The following is a 16,223-nucleotide window of genomic DNA, read 5'->3' on the forward strand; positions in this document are numbered from 1 at the left end:
GCTTGTATCCTAAAGATGGATACTGAGAGGTCGTTCCTTTTTATAGATTTCCGTCTCACCCTCGCTTTTGCCGATAACGACCGCGCCAACGCTATCACTAAAGATATTGACGACACTACGGCACATATCGAGGATACGGTCTACCACGAGCACGATGCCCACGTATTCAAACGGTAAGCCGACGACACCCGTGATGATCGCGATTGCCACGATACTGGCTGCTGGGATGCCCGCGACCCCAAAAGAAGTCATAAGTGCCAAGAGGACAACGGTGATTTGGGATGTTATACCAAATTCAAAAGCAGGATTGAGCGTTTGATAGAATTGGGCGATAAAGATGACGATAACACACTCGTACAGAGCGGTACCATTCATATTAATACTAGCACCTAAAGGAAGCGTAAAACTGCTGACACGATTGGAGACATTTGCAGTTTTTTCGCAGCACTCCATGGTAATCGGGAGCGTCGAGATGGAAGATGAGGTTGAGAAAGCGGTTAATAAAGCAGGTGCCATGGCACGGAAATGGAGCCAAGGTTTAATCCCTGCCAAGAACAAGAATATGGACATGACGATGAAGAAGTGAATGCCGAGACCCAGCAGCACCGTCATCGTAAACTTCATAATGGGGAGGAAAAGTTGGAAACCAAAGTCTATAAATTTGGGCGTGACGAGACCGAACACACCAATGGGGGCAAACAGCAGGATGAGGTCGGCGATGTTGAGCGTGACATCCTGCAAACTCTGCCAGAGCTTGACTTGGAACTCTCGCTGCTTTTCAGGAAGCCGCGTGACAAAATAGCCAAACAAGAGAGAGAAAAAGATAATACCGAGGATTTGGCTGTTATCACCAGCAGCATCGATGATATTAGACGGAATCATGCGGATGAAGACCTGGATAACCTCTTCGGCGCCGGTCTTGCCGAGCCTTTCCTCAAATTGACCAGGATCGCGAGCTTGAGCCAGCATAGCCTCTGCTGTAGCGGAGTCCACATGGCCGGGTTTCATGATATTAACTACAAGAAGACCTACTAAAACAGCTATGAGAGTACTTCCCACGTAATAAGCCACTGTTTTGAGACCCATGCGGCCGAAACTTTTCTCATTACCGATACCGATCATGCCGCCGATGATTGAAGCAACGATCAGAGGAACCACGATCATTTTCAGGGCGTTTAAGAAAACGGTACCCACGAAGTTACAAACCCCGATGACAGCGGTGCCAAAAAAGGCCTCACGCAAATCAAACGATCGGATAAAAATACTCAGTAAAAGCGCACAGGTAATGGAGATTAGAATCTGCCAATGTAATTTCAACTTCATGATAAAAAAATAACCTTTCTTCTAGTAATAAATTAAGCCCAAAGTTCCTGGTAGAAGGAACGATCGAGATCTGATAAAGCTTGGACGGTTTTATGGGCGTTAGCCAACGCATCTGCGAAATGAGTGGTCGCTACTCCGACAACCTTCATGCCTGCGGCGAGAGCTGCTTGTATACCAACAGGGGCGTCTTCAAAGACAACACAGTTTTTGGGATCGCGGTTAATTGCCATAGCGGCCTTTAAAAAGACCTGCGGATCCGGTTTGCCTCGATCAACATCGTCTGCCGAAACAATTGCGGTAAAGTATGAACGTAAATTCAACATATCGAGGGCGAGTTCAATATTCTTGCGTTCGGTAGAGGAGCCGATGGCGCAGGTAAAATTGGCCTCTTGAAGACACTCTAGCAAATCTTGTACGCCTGGCAAGCAATAAAGGCCAGTTTCCCCTAAAACCTCACGGTAGAGTTCTTCCTTACGTGTAGAAATACGGTGAATCTCGTCAGGGTCAGTTGTCCACTGGAGGAGATTGGGGATAATATCCGTATTTTTGCGACCAAAACCCTTATGAAAGTTGGCTGGGTTGAGGGTACGGGATTCTTCTTTGGCTAATCTTATCCAACTTTCTTTATGTTGGTTAATGGAATCTATAATAACTCCATCCCAATCAAAAATCGCTCCTAACAGCATTAAACGAACATGAGGGGAAAGGAACCGACTGGCAAGATTTTTCGTTAGTTGAAGCATTTTTAACTTCAGTATTATAGTGAAAATTTGTACCATATTGAGGAACAACATAAAACTTATGGCAATAAAACCGAAGATACGTGGATTTGTGTGCATTACATCACATCCGGAAGGTTGTGCGAAAAACGTGCAAGAGCAAATTGAATTTATACAGTCTAAACCTGCTATTAAAGATAAGCTGAATGTGCTTGTTATCGGGGCATCGACAGGGTATGGCTTAGCGAGCAGGATAGCTGCGGGCTTTGGCGCGCAAGCAAACACGGTCGGTGTTTTCTGGGAAAGACCTGCGAGTAACGGCCGCCCGGCATCCGCTGGCTGGTACAATTCCGTGGCATTTGAGAAGGCCGCGCAAGCGCAAGGGCTGTATGCTCAAAGCATCAATGGCGATGCGTACTCAGATGAAGTCAAAGACGAAGCCGTTGAGTTAATCAAAGAAAACATGGGCAAAGTGGATCTGGTTGTTTACAGCTTAGCTTCCCCTAGAAGAACGCACCCGAAGACAGGCGTTGTTTACAAGTCTGCGCTTAAGACCGTTGGCGAACCCTTCCATAGTAAGAATTTGGATACAGACAAGAAAGTCATCAACGAAGTGACCATTGAACCGGGCAATGAAGAAGACATTGAAGCTACGGTACAAGTTATGGGCGGTGAAGACTGGGAGATGTGGATGGATAGACTATCTCTAGAAGGTCTCCTAGCCGAAGGCGCACAGAGTGTAGCCTTTTCTTACATAGGGCCATCAGTAACCTGGCCAATCTATAAAGACGGTACGATTGGCAAAGCGAAGCAAGATTTAGAGCGTGCCGCGAAAGCCATTAACAAGAAATTGCAGGCGCTTCATGGCCATGCGTATGTTTCTGTTAATAAAGCGTTGGTAACACAAGCGAGCTCCGCCATTCCTGTCGTGCCGCTATACATCTCTCTTCTGTACAAAGTAATGAAAGAAAAGAATCTTCATGAAGGCTGTATTGAGCAGATGTACCGCTTACTGGCTGATCATTTGTATAACCCTAAGGGTCCTCAACTGGATGAAGCAGGGCGTATACGAGTTGATGATTGGGAGATGCGTGAAGACGTGCAAAAAGAAGTATTCTCTTTGTGGCCGATGGTGAGCACGGAGAATATCGATACGCTATCTGATTTCAAAGGGTATCAAGAAGAGTTCTTGAGGCTATTTGGGTTTGGACTCTCCGGAGTCGACTATGAAAAAGATGTCGAGCTAGAAGTTGATTTCCCGAATGAGCTCAAGAGCGTAAACATGTAAGGATTTAGCAGAAGAATTAACGGGTCTGGAGACGAATTTTATCCAGACCGTTTATTCTACAAAGATCCATTACCTGAGTGGTATATTTTAAAGCAGTGTCCTGATCTGAAACGATGAGGACGCTTTGTTTTTGTTTAGAGGAAGCATCCTTAATAAGCGCGGAGAGATCTTTTTCTCCTACAGCCACATCCTGAAAATAGTAGGTGCCCTGTTTATCAATACCAATCGTGAGCTGTTGGTTAGGCTGATTGCGACCCGCGGTTTCCATATCCGGCGGGGTAATATTGAGCACATTTTCATTACGAAACTGCATCGTTATCATAAAAAAGAAGATCAAGACGATGAGGACATCGACAAGCGGCACGATATTAACATCCGCGCTAGGCCTTTTTTTAAGCTGAAGCTTCATCTTCTTTAGAGAGATCTATGAGACGTTCCAAGGCAACACTGATCTGGGAAGTAAATTTGTCCACACGCCGGTAGAGATAGCGATTACCCACGATTGCGGGAATGGCGATCGAGAGACCGATGAGCGTTGTGGTGAGCGCAAGGGCTATCCCCTGCACAAAAGTACCCGGATCCGGCATGCCCGTTTCGAGAGAAATATTTGAAAAAACCTGAACCAAACCCGCAACCGTACCCAGAAGCCCGATCAAAGGGGCAGCTGAAATGATAATATCTAACACATACAAGCCACGCTCCATGTGCGTGACCTCGAGTTGGGCATAGGCCTTAAGGGCATCGGGATCCGGCCGGTTTTCTTTATAAAAACGAACCATACGACCAACCACGGAACAATCATCTGCATCACTAGAAGGGAGCCTACCCGCGATAAAAGCAGCCACGTAATTTTTAGGCATAACCCTGTTTGTCCGCAAAGAGAACAAACGCTCGACGATGATAAAAACAGCCAGGAGAGAACAAAGGCCAAGAGGGTAAATAAAAATGCCTGCGCCAGCGATAATATTCATAGTTGGTATACTAAGCGTTTACCGAAACAGAGGAAAGGGGAAAATTTTCAGAGTGCGCTTTTGCTCTGTGGGATTTATTCAAGGCTTGAGACAAGTCCGCTATCAAATCATCCGGGTGCTCGATGCCCGTAGAGATGCGAATAAGGTTTGACTGAATGCCCATTGCTTGACGCTTTTCCAGTGAAAGAACACTAAAAGACATAGCCCACGGCTGAGAAATGAGAGACGTTACGGAACCCAAGCTCATGGAGAGCTTAAAGAGCCTTAGCATTGAGAAAAATTGCTTGATATCGATTTGATCCTCATCGACCTCAAAAGAAAGCATGCCCCCGAAACTTTTTTGCTGCTTTGCCGCAATGTCGTGCCCCGGATGGGTTTTGAGACCTGGATAGTAGATTTGTTTAACAAAATCCAGGTGAGACAGAAAATCGACCAAAGCTTGCGCGTTACGCTCATGTGCCTTGAGACGGTGAGGTAATGTTTTTAAACCACGCAGAACCATCCAAGACTCCATAGGGCTGCTGCTGATACCGAGCAGATTTCTCCAACGAGCGATTTCATTAGCGAGCTCCTGTGTACGAGCGATAACGATTCCACTAAGAACATCCCCATGGCCGCTAATGTACTTGCTACTCGAGTAGACAACCAGATCAACCCCCATTTGCATAGGACTTTGCCAGAGCGGCGTCATAAAAGTATTATCGATACCCGTTAAGAGACCGTGCTCTTGGGCGATTTTAACGATTGACGGGATATCTACGATACGAAGCAAAGGGTTGCTAGGCGTTTCCATCCAAATGAGCTTGGTATTCGGCTTAACAGCACGGCGAACCTCACCGGAATCGTAGAGACTTACAAAACTTGCCTCTATGTTGAACTTAGAAAAGTACTCTGTTAGCAGCCTGTAGGTACCACAGTAGAGGTCATTAGCCGCGATCACGTGGTCACCCGCCTTGAGCAAAGACATGGCTAAAAAGATGGCCGTGGTGCCCCCTCCCGTAGCGAAAGCGCCCGCGCCGCCTTCCAGGGCGTTTAGGTTATCCTCTAAAGCATTCCGCGTGGGGTTACTGACACGTGTGTAGTGGTGCTCTGGGAGGCTATCCGGGGAGTCGAATTCGAAGCTGATGGTTTGGTAAATAGGTGTGCTGACTGAGTGGTACGCGGAATCCTGCCCTACCCCCTCGTGTACAACAGATGTTTCTGGATGAAGATTGTTTCCCATAATAAAGTGATACCCCGAGGATAAAGCTTATTTGGGAAACAGGGAGAAGGCAAGCTTATGGTAGGCAGTTTTGTAGAATAAAAATAACCCTGGGTTATCTACGCCCTTTTATGGTTAATATACCGTTGGCTCACTTCCCATTTCTAACAGGGAAGAGACGAGGCCATTTTCATGCAAGCACAGTTCGAATATTTTGGCACCATCAAACAGACCGTAGCCAAAATGGATGCGTATATTATTCTTACCCAGGAACTCAATTTTATTGAAGGAGTAAATTAAATTTTCCTGCTCGAAATATCCGTGAATATAGTTAGCTAATTTTTTAAGCGCTTCGTTTTTTAAATTTTTTTGAAGGTATTTTGACTCAACGGTAGCCGCATTTAAATAAACTGCCCTCGCTTCAAGGATTTTAGGGATAAGCCCGTGAACCAGAGTAGGCACTTTGATTTCTTTCAGAAAATAGGTTTCAGGATCGTGCTTTTCCTTTTTCTCAAACCCTTTATAAAACGTCTGATTCTGCCTAGTTATACTTGTTACAGAATTTGTATTTTCGTTTAAACAAACTGTATACAAAGCATTAAAAGAGCATTCTTTACCATGTGAACCCCTATAGCAGAAGTTTATAGAAAAAATGTTTTCGCCATAAATATTTTCAAAATATTCAGGCGGGTAATGATAAATTCGGATATCATCGGTATCTGACGTCAACCCCTCTGCGTGAAGGAGTTTTTTGATAGTGCCCTTAGCATCGTTCAAAATGTTATTCTTAGAATCCTCCGAAGAATAGATTTTTTCGCACGTGTCTTTTAGAAGGTTTAGCCAACGCGCCTTTTTGGCTGGTACAGAGCTACCTCTTTCTGTGTTCCAGTTGTTATGAATTACGGTATAGGGATCCGTTTCTGTTTGAGTACTTTCGAGAGGAGTGATCTCGACCTTAATAGGAGTAGCCGTTTCGGGAAGCGAGAGGATGGGATATTTAACTGAGCTTTCGAGGAGACGTTGTGAAAGAGGTGCCTTGTTTTTGCTATCCGTACTATAGGACTGGATATTTGAGGGAATTTTTATACCTTCTTGCTTTATGTGAACTGTTCTCTTTTGCAGAGATCCAACAATGAGGTTGGTCGATATCTTATAGAAGGAGGTAGGATCAATCAGTTTTTTAAGCTTCAACATAATACACTTTCTTTAGGGGTTAACAAAATAAGTTAGCCCGAGTGTATTATATTGAAACTCTAGTGTCTATCTCAAACGGGTATTCAAACTTTCAGTACGTGATTATTTTGAATTAATTTTCGTACGGAATATAAGTTTCGGCTCCGCGTTCTTCTACAGAGAAAGCCTTGTGTTCCGAGCTAGATGAAACGATTTTAGAGACTCGGGTTACGGAAGTAACGTTACCCTCTTTATCGGTATTAAGTTTGTAGACGATGCGGCTTTCGACATACTCATCACCCTCAACTCGGTGAGTGGTACGATTAATCTCAACCAAGTTATCTTTAAGAAAAGTAACTTCAACGGCGATATGATAAGGTGATTTTTCCTTGTCTGAAAGCAGCTTATGGATCTTTTGTTCTGTAGTTTCCTTGATCGTTTTTGAGTGATCCGAAGACGCGTAGTCAAGGAGTTCAGTGGCAAGCTTTCCGCTCAAATCAAAAGAAATTTTTCCATTATTAAGCCCCTCATTCAAATTCAGCATCCACTCACAGGCCGAGGCCTGAAAGGCCCTCCATCCTTCTATGATGTAATTGATGAGCGCCTGGCGGTGCGGGGCAATATCGGTACCCTCTTTATTACGCCATGATAACTGTTTTGTTTGTTTTGATTTTTGGAGATCAAATTCTTCGAATTCGACATCAATGATTCTATTTTTTTTCTCGCTTGGATTAAACTGAAATTTAGAATCCTTCGAGTACAAGCGTGTTTGACTATCAAAAGGCGAGAACAGGATGTTGTAGTTCTTGAGTAGTTTTAAACCATTATCATTGATGATAAAATTCTGGTTGAACTTTATAAGATTTTGAAGTGGTTTTTTACATTTATTAAACATGATACCGGTTCTTTCTTTTAAGGATTAAAACAAAAAAAACTATGATTGTTTATTGTTACTGAAAAAAGTAATGAAAAAACAAGCATAGCCTATGCTTTATAAAAAAAGAAATTTTAGAGAAGCGTCAACAGATTAATCGGTTAATTTTTATCCCGGTAATTGCAAGAAAGTGGCTTCTTCAATAAACTCACGCGCCTTTTCAACCAAGTGAAAATCCTCTCCCAGTTCCTTAATAAGAACATCATACTCACGCTGGAGATTGGTGTGGATGAGGTATGGGTTATCTGTATTAATACTAAAAGGAACCTTTTCTTTTTCGAGGAGACGAATAACATCCGCTATCATTGCGTAATTCGGAGCAGAACGCGTGACAATGTTTACGGAAGGACAAATTTCAAAACAGACATTCTTTTTACGAAGTTGATCAAAAATGCGCTTCTTTTGTTTACCCTCTGCTTTAATGACCTGGATACCGTGGCCAATACGATCCGGCTGGATGATGTCAAGGACGTTTGCAATACCATCTACACCCGTGTGCTCTGTTTCGCCAACGTGCCAAGTGACACCAAGATTTACCTTTCTGGCGGCTTCGACCATTGTTGCAACCTCGGCAAGCCATTCTTTGTCGTGATCTCTCAAGAGGGATTCGGGGCCAGCCATATCGATACCCACTACGCCATAAGCGCCGTGCAGTACGCCATGGTTACGAAAACGGACAGCAGCCTCTACGATTTTCCAGTTGTTTTCATGAGAAAGCTCTTTACCAAGGGAAAAAATAATGCCTGTGCGCACATTATAGTGTACTGATGCTCTCTGGAGACCTTGAATAGTAGCCAAAATAATGGCATCGAGCGTGTGCTGCCCGCGACGTAGGCGTTTTAAAGGATTATAACGAACCTCCATGCCGGTGATATGGGCTCGGCGGTAGGCTTTGGCAACGGCTTGATAAGCAGCGACACTTGCGGCTTGAGGAGAAGATTGTATCAACTCGGTTGCGTGAAAATACCGACCCAAGAAGTCGTCTAAATCGCGCAAGGCGCCCTGCTCAACAGTTAAGAAGTTGTGAAGATCGTCAAATGTCTTGAATTCTGTTTGCAGACCACTATCACACAAGATCTCCCATAGTACCGATGACGGTACTGCCCCTCCAAGATGTGTGTGCATGTCTATCATAACTTATGAAGTGGCCCTATCGTAATATTTTTCCACGAATTGATCAATCCTATTTAATACAATTTCCCTACCCAGTACGCTGAGCATTGGATAGAAAGAAGGCCCCATGCCCATACCGGATACGGCAAAGCGAATAGGAAGCAGGAATTCGTTTGGTTTTAAATTATTTTCAGTAGCAACCTGATGGATACATTGCTCGATGGCCTCGGCTGTAAACGCTTCGAGCTGAGCGAAGCCAGCCTTTACGAGTTGTAAGCGGTTGACGGGATCGCCCTTCTTAAAGACTTTAGTTTCGGTATCATGATCGATTAAGAAGCTATCATTAAAAAAGTAGCGAATGAAGTGTGGCAGTTCCTCGATCGAACGAACCTTTTCCTGACAAAGCGCCAGGACTTGTAGGAGATAATCTCCGCGGTTACCCACCTCTGGAAGTTCTTCAGCGGAAACAAGCGCAGGGCGCGCTATTTCAGCAAATGTCTCCAATGGGAGGCTACGAGTATACTCCGCGTTCATGAAAGAAAGTTTTTGCTCATCGAAACGAGCATTGTTTTTATTAACCCCCTTGAGTTCAAAGAGCTCGATGGTTTCTGCGATCGGCAGTACCTCGCGGTCATCTTTAGGAGACCACCCGAGCAAACATAAATAGTTACGAACGGCCTCAGGGAGGAAGTGACGTTTTTGATATTCTTCGATCAAAGCGCCGACATCCCGCTTGCTCATTTTGCCCGGCCCATTGGATTTTAGAATTAAAGGAATATGGGCAAACTTTGGTACGGGAGCTCCGAATGCCTTAAAGAGCTCCGTGTGTTTACTGGTATTAGAAAGATGATCCTCGCCACGGATGACGTGTGTGATGCCCATTGTAATATCATCCACAACAACCACAAAGTGGAAGACCGGCATGCCATTGGAACGGACGATGACGAAGTCCTTTTCCTCGAGACGCTCGACACGGCCACGAATTTCGTCCTCAATGACCTGTACTTCGCCTGAGACCCTAAACCAAATAGCGCCATCCTTTTCGTAAGCCTTGTCCTCATCCAATAACTGCTGGATGTATTTTTTGTAAAGCTCTGTACGTTGAGATTGAAAGTAAGGACCATGAGCTCCCCCGACCTCGGGGCCCTCATCCCAATCAAGGCCTAGCCAGCGCATGCCATCCATTAAGCATTGTAACGCTTCAGGGGTGTTGCGTTCGGCATCCGTGTCTTCAATTCTGAGGACAAATGTGCCCCCCGTATGACGGGCATATAACCAGTTAAAAAGGGCGGTACGAGCGCTTCCAATATGGAAGAAACCCGTTGGGCTGGGGGCGAAACGAACGCGAACCTTATTATTGGGAGTATTATCCATGTATAATGTATTAATATAAAAGCAAAACTTTTGTTGTTAAATAAGAATCGCAATATCTTGCTGACTGTCAATCATTATCTTGGTAAACAATGTAGACTTCGAATACAAAATAGTATAGCGATTCTATATCGTGGCGTGATAGAACAGAATGAGACAGCACTGAACTTATGGTGAATTACAGGAGTTACGGTTCAGATAAAGAAGAAGTTTTATTAAACCGGAAGACCTCTACAAAAAGGCCGGTATTGCCACCGATAAACTATAGGCCAACCACTTACATTAATTGAGCAAGCACATTCTTGATACCAAGAATGAAAAAGACCCAGAAACCAATAATGAGGTGCGAGAGTGTGACACCTACAAGCGACCTGTGTTTTCTGTAGAGGAAACTCCAAAAGAGACCAACGAAGAAAGAAGAAGCGGCCAGGACGAAAGAGATGGCCAAGTGCATCATTGCAAAAATAAGATTGGTGACGAGGACGGCCAGAAGGACGTTGTATTTTGACACCAAAAATTCCTCGAGACTTGATTGGAGCACCCCACGAAAGATGAGTTCTTGAATCGGAGAAGAGATGAGGATGTATGCTGAAGCAATCAGGACAAGAATAACAGTTTGGGTAGTTGAATTTGTAATCAGACTTGAACTGAGATTGAAGAGAGGCTCATTATGAAGCGCAGGTATAGCCTTGATTGTATACCATTTAAGAAAAGTAATGAATGCGAGCACCGGTATAGTATAGAGGACGGCAGTAATGATGGCCGGTTTATAATTCTTTAACGTAATCCCGTAGAATTGGAGTGGGTAGCTACTGAGCTTGATATTCAATGCGATAGCAATAAAGGTGAGGACGAGCAGCGGCAGAGTCAAGATGGTCGTATAGGCCATTTTATGAGAAATCGCCTGAATGGCATTGAGGGAAAAAACAAAGACAGCAAGAATGATGAGCGTTGTGACGGTAAGACGACCGAGACTGGCCTGTTTTTGAGCCTGCTTCAAATTCTCTCTCAAAGACATGACAACCGTTTCATTCGTGTGTCGAAGACGAGAGCTGAAATGATTGGCTAAATTTTTGTAGATGAGGTTAAGAACGGGGCTTTGTTTAAAAAACTCACAGAATTTCGGAATATCCAGCGTAATGAGCGTAGTATCTTCCTCTGTTTTGACAGAAGCAGAACGAAGACTTTTATCGACAAAAGCGAGTTCTCCAATGGTATCATTATTAGACAACGTGCCAATGCGGTGGAGCGTATTATCCGCATCGCTTCTCATGACACTAACCCGTCCCTTTATGATAATGAATAGATTTCTTTCCCTAGTATCCTGTTCTATAAAAACGGTATTAGCCGGAAACGTTGTTTGCTTAAAGAACGGGGTAATTTCACGGTACTGCTCCTCCGTAAGGCCATGGAAGACGAGGTTATTACTGAGAGCCTGTTTAATTTGATCCGGTAGTAGGGACATTGTGTGAGTAAAATGAGGGAGTTACACCTGTAATATGAATATTTAACCCTCATGAAAGCAAGCCTATTGCCGAAATATGAGAAATCTAGACACGCATTTTTTACAGAAAATAAACATACTGAAAATTTAGGGTATTCACTCCTACGGTGAGCGATTACGCGTGTAAATGCTTTATCGAAATATGGATTTTTCCCTTTACATTTAATGGGAAAGCCGTTTTACTTAGTAATTCCAAGTTTTAGCAATGAATAAAACCAAAAAATCAGTCGTAAAACGATTCAAGAAGACAGGAACGGGCAAACTTCTACGCCGCAAGCCTGGTAAGAGGCACTTTCTACGTCGCAAGTCTACAAAGCAGCGTCGTAGCATGGGTCAAGACCAAGGCATGGGTGCTGGAATGGAAGCACGTTACAAGCAAGCAATGCCGTTTGCGTAATTCTTGAATATCAATTATAATAATTAACCAAGAACGGACCAGGTGAAGGCGACCTGGCTGGTCTACTAAAAAGAAAGAACAAACATGCCAAGAGCAACAAATCCACAAGCAACTAGAAATCGTAGAAAGCGTTTTCTTAAAGCAGCTAAAGGTTTCTTCGGAAACAAATCCCGTCTATTTCGTTACGCGAAAGACGCTGTCATCCGCGGGGGCAAATTTGCCTATAACGACCGCCGGAAGAAGAAGTCTACTATGCGTCAACTATGGATTGTACGTCTAAACGCGGCTTGCCGTCCTTTAGGTATTACGTATTGTCGCCTGATTGAAGGTCTAAAAGCAGCAAACATCGAGATGGACCGCAAATCGTTAAGCGAATTGGCCATTCATGATGAGGCTTCCTTCAAAGCTTTGGTCGAAACGGCTCAAGCAGCTTTGAAGACAAAGCAATCCACTGCTGCGTAAGGACACATTAAGCTCATAACACATACTGAAAAGCTATGGAAGACGAGCTTAAGCTAATTTTAAAACAAGCTAAAGAGGGCGTGAGTGATCTACGCTCTCTTAGTGATTTTGATACCTTTAAGTCCAAATTTCTTGGGCCTAAAGGTATTTTAACAGTTACTGCCAAAGGGATTGGAAAGCTCTCCCCTGAAGAGCGCCCCTTGATTGGCAAAGTGGTCAATGAAGTTAAAAGTGAAATAGAAGGCCTATTGGCTGGTATTCACGAATCTTTGGAAACAGAGGCATTAGCTGGGCAATTGGGACCAGAAGTGGACCCAACACTCCCCTCGCCTTTTGCGTCTTATGGAACAAAGCACCCATTGACTCAGATTTGCGAAGAAGTAACCCGTATTTTCCGTAAACTAGGTTTTTCTATCGCAAAAGGGCCGGAAGTAGACACGGAGTGGTATTGCTTTGACGCGCTGAACACCCCGGAGTCTCACCCTGCAAGGGACGACCATGATACGCTTTTCTTGCCCGAGAATACTCAAATGGGCAATGTTTCCAAGAAAGGTGACGAGCGGTATATATTGCGCTCCCACACCTCTACGGTACAAATCCGTACGATGTTGAAAGAAACACCACCGTTAAGGATTTTGGCTCCCGGTCGGGCATTCCGCCGTGACACGGTGGATGCTACCCATAGCGCCAATTTTCATCAATTTGAAGGCTTGTACGTGGATAAGAATGTCACGGTAAAAGACCTAAAAGCGGCACTTGATTTTCTGTTTCATGAAATTTTTGGCAAAGAGGCTAAAACACGCCTCAGGCCAAGTTTCTTTCCATTCACTTCGCCTAGCTTTGAGCTAGACTTTATGTCACCCAAGCTTGGTAAATTGAGCAATAGGTGGATTGAGATTATGGGCTGCGGGATGGTAGACCCGGAGGTATTTAAATCCGTTGGCTACGATCCGGAAGTATGGTCCGGTTACGCCTTTGGTATAGGCCAGGAACGCCTTGCGATGATTTTATACGGCATTGATGATATTCGTTATTTTTACCAGAACGATGTTCGCTTTCTTCGCCAATTCCGTTAATTAACAGCAAACATTACTTTTTCTCATGAAAATCAGTCTTAACTGGCTCAAACGTTATATTGATATCAACGCGTCTACGGAAGAATTGGAGCACGTTTTCCCGATGCTCGGCTTGGAAGTAGAATCCGTGGAGTGCCTAGGGCTTCCGCCACTCGAAAACATTGTGGTTGGCGAAGTTCTTAAAAAAGAAAAACACCCGGAAGCGGATCGATTGAGCGTTTGTGAAGTTGCGATAGACAAGTCTGGCGCAACAGAGCAAATTGTGTGCGGTGCCTCTAATTTTAAAGTCGGTGACCGTGTACCGGTAGCCCTTGTAGGAGCTCGCTTGCCCGGAGATCTTAAAATTAAGAAAACAAAACTGCGCGGCGTGCCCTCATCTGGCATGATGTGTAGCGCGACAGAACTTGGCCTGGGTGAAGATGCCAAAGGATTAATGATCCTTGAAGGTAATCCGGAAATCGGCACCCCGATTAATGATATTTTTAATGATTCGGATTATGTTTTCGATTTAGAAGTCACCGCCAATCGGGGTGATTGCCTGAGCTACCTAGGCGTTGCTCGAGAGCTAGCCGCATGGTACAATCTTCCCATCAAGCAACCTGAAGTTAAGACGAACCTTCCCATAGCTACTGCCCCTGCCGCAGACAGCTTGTTGAAAAAACTTTCCCTGGATACCGAAAATTGCCCTTACTATACCGCAATTTCAATAAAAGGCGTTACCATAGCGCCCAGCCCAGAGTGGTTACAAAAAGCGATTACAGCAATTGGGTTAAGACCGATTAACAACGTTGTAGACATCACTAACTGGGTGATGATGGAAAGCGGCCAGCCGCTACATGCTTTTGATGCTAACAAGATAAACGGAAGCGAGATTATCATACGCCAAGCCAAGGATAAGGAAATCATCACGACCCTGGACAGCAAAAAGCATACGCTGGATGCCTCGATGATGGTGATTGCAGATACTGAAAAACCCCTCGTGATTGCCGGCGTTATGGGGAGCCTTGATGCAGAAGTCGATGAGACAACCACTGATATCGTTCTAGAAAGTGCCTATTTTGAGCCCGTATCGGTACGCAAGACCGCGCGCAAGCTGAACATCAGTACAGATAGCTCATACCGCTTCGCGAGAAACATTGACCCGCAACAGACCCTACAAGCCTCCCTGCGGGCCGTTGACATGATTTTAGAAATCGCCGGCGGAAAGCTCTCCAGCCCAATAGTGGTCTTGGGCAAACCAACCCGAGAAGCAAATGTGATTGAAGTTTCTCCTGATTTTATACGTGCGAAATGTGGGTTTGATAGCACTGACGAAGCGATATCTAGCATTTTTAAGCGTTTAGGTTATACCGTAGACCAATCTGATAAAAGCTTATGGACGGTAACAGTACCCTCCTATCGCCCCGAAGTCTACCGACCAATCGACTTGGTAGAAGAATTTTTACGCATACACGGCACCGTTAACATACCGGAAGGCAAACCGCAGTTCCAAGCCCTTGCCCGTAATGACGACCGAATTGATCGCTTTACCAGTGAAGCGCGTAATTACCTAGCAGCAAAATCCTTTAGCGAATGTTACAATTATATCTTTCGAGATAAAGCAGATCTGCAAACTTGGTTTGGCGAAAAGCAAGCCCAAGGACTCGCCCTGGGCAACCCGTTGACGAGTGACCATACTCACCTACGCCCCTCCTTAATTCCAGGGCTTTGTGAAGCACTCAAACATAACCAAGACCACAATAATATTGCGGACAACCTATTTGAGATTGGCCACGTATTTCGCTTTATCGATGGCAAATTATGGGAACTCTTGTCTATCGGATTTGTCACACGCGTTAACTCTGAAGAAAGAAGATGGCGGGCAACCGAGAAACCTGATTTCTTCCTAGCTAAACGCGTTTTGATGGATTTAATTTCCTTGGCAGCTATTCCAGAAAAAATGATCGCGCTCAAACCGTTAAGTAGAGAGTTAATGTGGCAAGATAACCACAGCGCGACCGGTAATGATATTTTGCAAGATGGTTTCCGTATGACATTAGGACATGTGAACCTGAAGTTAATCAAAGACTTGAAGTTAGACTCTCCTGTACTGGCTTGTGAGCTATTAATCAAGCCCGAGTTGTTTGATAAAAGCGGTCAGCCAAAGGTATTTAAGGCCTTTAGCCCCTACCCTTCCTCTAATAAAGATATTTCTGTTATCGTGGACGCAACTACACTTGCGGATGACGTGCAAAGCACCATCGAGAAAATCGCAAAGCAAGCTGTGAGCGGCGCTTTCACCGTGGAAGAAGTGTCATTGTTTGATCACTACCAAGGTAAAGGAATCCCTGAAGGGAAAAAGAGCTTGGCATTTAACCTACGCTACCGTGCATTTGACCGTACCCTTGGAGAACAAGAGGTCGCACAAGCCTTTGATCGCCTGCAGGATAAGCTTAAAGCAGAAAGCGAATACATCATCAGGACACAATAGCCGGTACTTTTTTTCTCAAAAAGCCGAACTAAGCATTGACAAAAACGGCAAAAAACGTTTTCATAAAATCACCTTAAATAAGGTACCATTGCTGCCCGATAGCTCAGCGGTAGAGCAGGTGACTGTTAATCACTTGGTCGTAGGTTCGAATCCTACTCGGGCAGCCATTTTTTTTATTTAACCAAATAAAAAAAAACCCACCGGGAACGGAAGGGGTTTTA

General features: G+C 44.5%; 14 protein-coding genes, 1 tRNA gene and 1 pseudogene. 6 read left to right on the forward strand and 10 right to left on the reverse strand.

The window, feature by feature from the left end:
- Positions 1 to 9 precede the first annotated feature (9 nt).
- Both AUJ82_07500 and AUJ82_07505 read right to left on the reverse strand, forming a co-directional pair.
- A complete protein-coding gene (locus AUJ82_07500; protein OIO58880.1) occupies positions 10 to 1,317 on the reverse strand; it encodes a dicarboxylate/amino acid:cation symporter in 1,308 nt (435 codons plus the stop codon).
- A gap of 38 nt (positions 1,318 to 1,355) precedes the next feature.
- Positions 1,356 to 2,009, reverse strand: coding sequence for a hypothetical protein (locus tag AUJ82_07505; GenBank protein OIO58828.1), 654 nt, complete (start codon positions 2,007 to 2,009; stop codon positions 1,356 to 1,358).
- A gap of 115 nt (positions 2,010 to 2,124) precedes the next feature.
- Between AUJ82_07505 and AUJ82_07510 the strand changes: the two genes are divergently transcribed.
- Positions 2,125 to 3,330, forward strand: coding sequence for a trans-2-enoyl-CoA reductase (locus AUJ82_07510; GenBank protein OIO58829.1), 1,206 nt, complete (start codon positions 2,125 to 2,127; stop codon positions 3,328 to 3,330).
- Positions 3,331 to 3,346: 16 nt separating this feature from the next.
- Here the strand turns inward: AUJ82_07510 and AUJ82_07515 are convergent, their stop codons facing one another.
- The 8 genes and pseudogenes from AUJ82_07515 to AUJ82_07550 form a co-directional block, all read right to left on the reverse strand.
- Positions 3,347 to 3,739 carry a hypothetical protein gene (locus tag AUJ82_07515; GenBank protein ID OIO58830.1) on the reverse strand — a complete coding sequence of 131 codons (393 nt, stop codon included), beginning with the start codon at positions 3,737 to 3,739 and terminating at the stop codon, positions 3,347 to 3,349.
- Positions 3,723 to 4,301 carry a hypothetical protein gene (locus tag AUJ82_07520; GenBank protein OIO58831.1) on the reverse strand — a complete coding sequence of 193 codons (579 nt, stop codon included), beginning with the start codon at positions 4,299 to 4,301 and terminating at the stop codon, positions 3,723 to 3,725. The genes AUJ82_07515 and AUJ82_07520 overlap by 17 nt, the downstream gene beginning before the upstream one ends.
- Before the next feature lie 10 nt (positions 4,302 to 4,311).
- A pseudogene (locus AUJ82_07525) lies at positions 4,312 to 5,454 on the reverse strand (hypothetical protein).
- Positions 5,455 to 5,637: 183 nt separating this feature from the next.
- Complete coding sequence (locus AUJ82_07530) at positions 5,638 to 6,696, reverse strand: hypothetical protein (protein ID OIO58832.1); 1,059 nt, start codon at positions 6,694 to 6,696, stop codon at positions 5,638 to 5,640.
- Between the two features lie 112 nt (positions 6,697 to 6,808).
- Positions 6,809 to 7,570 (reverse strand): hypothetical protein, encoded by a 762-nt coding sequence (locus tag AUJ82_07535; GenBank protein OIO58833.1) that lies wholly within the window; start codon positions 7,568 to 7,570, stop codon positions 6,809 to 6,811.
- Positions 7,571 to 7,717: 147 nt separating this feature from the next.
- Positions 7,718 to 8,743 (reverse strand): hypothetical protein, encoded by a 1,026-nt coding sequence (locus AUJ82_07540; GenBank protein OIO58834.1) that lies wholly within the window; start codon positions 8,741 to 8,743, stop codon positions 7,718 to 7,720.
- A 3-nt stretch (positions 8,744 to 8,746) separates the two neighbouring features.
- Positions 8,747 to 10,096: a glutamate--tRNA ligase gene (locus tag AUJ82_07545; GenBank protein ID OIO58835.1), complete on the reverse strand. Its 1,350-nt coding sequence runs from the start codon at positions 10,094 to 10,096 to the stop codon at positions 8,747 to 8,749.
- Positions 10,097 to 10,370: 274 nt separating this feature from the next.
- The gene (locus AUJ82_07550; protein ID OIO58836.1) at positions 10,371 to 11,558 is read right to left on the reverse strand and encodes a hypothetical protein; all 1,188 of its coding nucleotides are present in this window, start codon (positions 11,556 to 11,558) and stop codon (positions 10,371 to 10,373) included.
- Between the two features lie 244 nt (positions 11,559 to 11,802).
- On the opposite strand from AUJ82_07550, the gene AUJ82_07555 reads away from it, so the two are divergent.
- From AUJ82_07555 to AUJ82_07575, 5 genes are all read left to right on the forward strand, one after another.
- A complete protein-coding gene (locus tag AUJ82_07555; GenBank protein ID OIO58837.1) occupies positions 11,803 to 11,994 on the forward strand; it encodes a 50S ribosomal protein L35 in 192 nt (63 codons plus the stop codon).
- 84 nt (positions 11,995 to 12,078) lie between these two features.
- A complete protein-coding gene (locus tag AUJ82_07560; GenBank protein OIO58838.1) occupies positions 12,079 to 12,456 on the forward strand; it encodes a 50S ribosomal protein L20 in 378 nt (125 codons plus the stop codon).
- Between the two features lie 35 nt (positions 12,457 to 12,491).
- Positions 12,492 to 13,532, forward strand: a complete 1,041-nt coding sequence (locus AUJ82_07565) for a phenylalanine--tRNA ligase subunit alpha (GenBank protein OIO58839.1) — start codon at positions 12,492 to 12,494, stop codon at positions 13,530 to 13,532.
- Between the two features lie 25 nt (positions 13,533 to 13,557).
- Complete coding sequence (locus tag AUJ82_07570) at positions 13,558 to 16,002, forward strand: phenylalanine--tRNA ligase subunit beta (protein ID OIO58840.1); 2,445 nt, start codon at positions 13,558 to 13,560, stop codon at positions 16,000 to 16,002.
- 92 nt (positions 16,003 to 16,094) lie between these two features.
- Positions 16,095 to 16,169: transfer RNA gene (locus tag AUJ82_07575), tRNA-Asn, on the forward strand.
- Positions 16,170 to 16,223 lie beyond the last annotated feature (54 nt).

The sequence above is a fragment of the Verrucomicrobia bacterium CG1_02_43_26 genome (assembly GCA_001872735.1).
Lineage (GTDB): Bacteria > Verrucomicrobiota > Verrucomicrobiia > Opitutales > CG1-02-43-26 > CG1-02-43-26.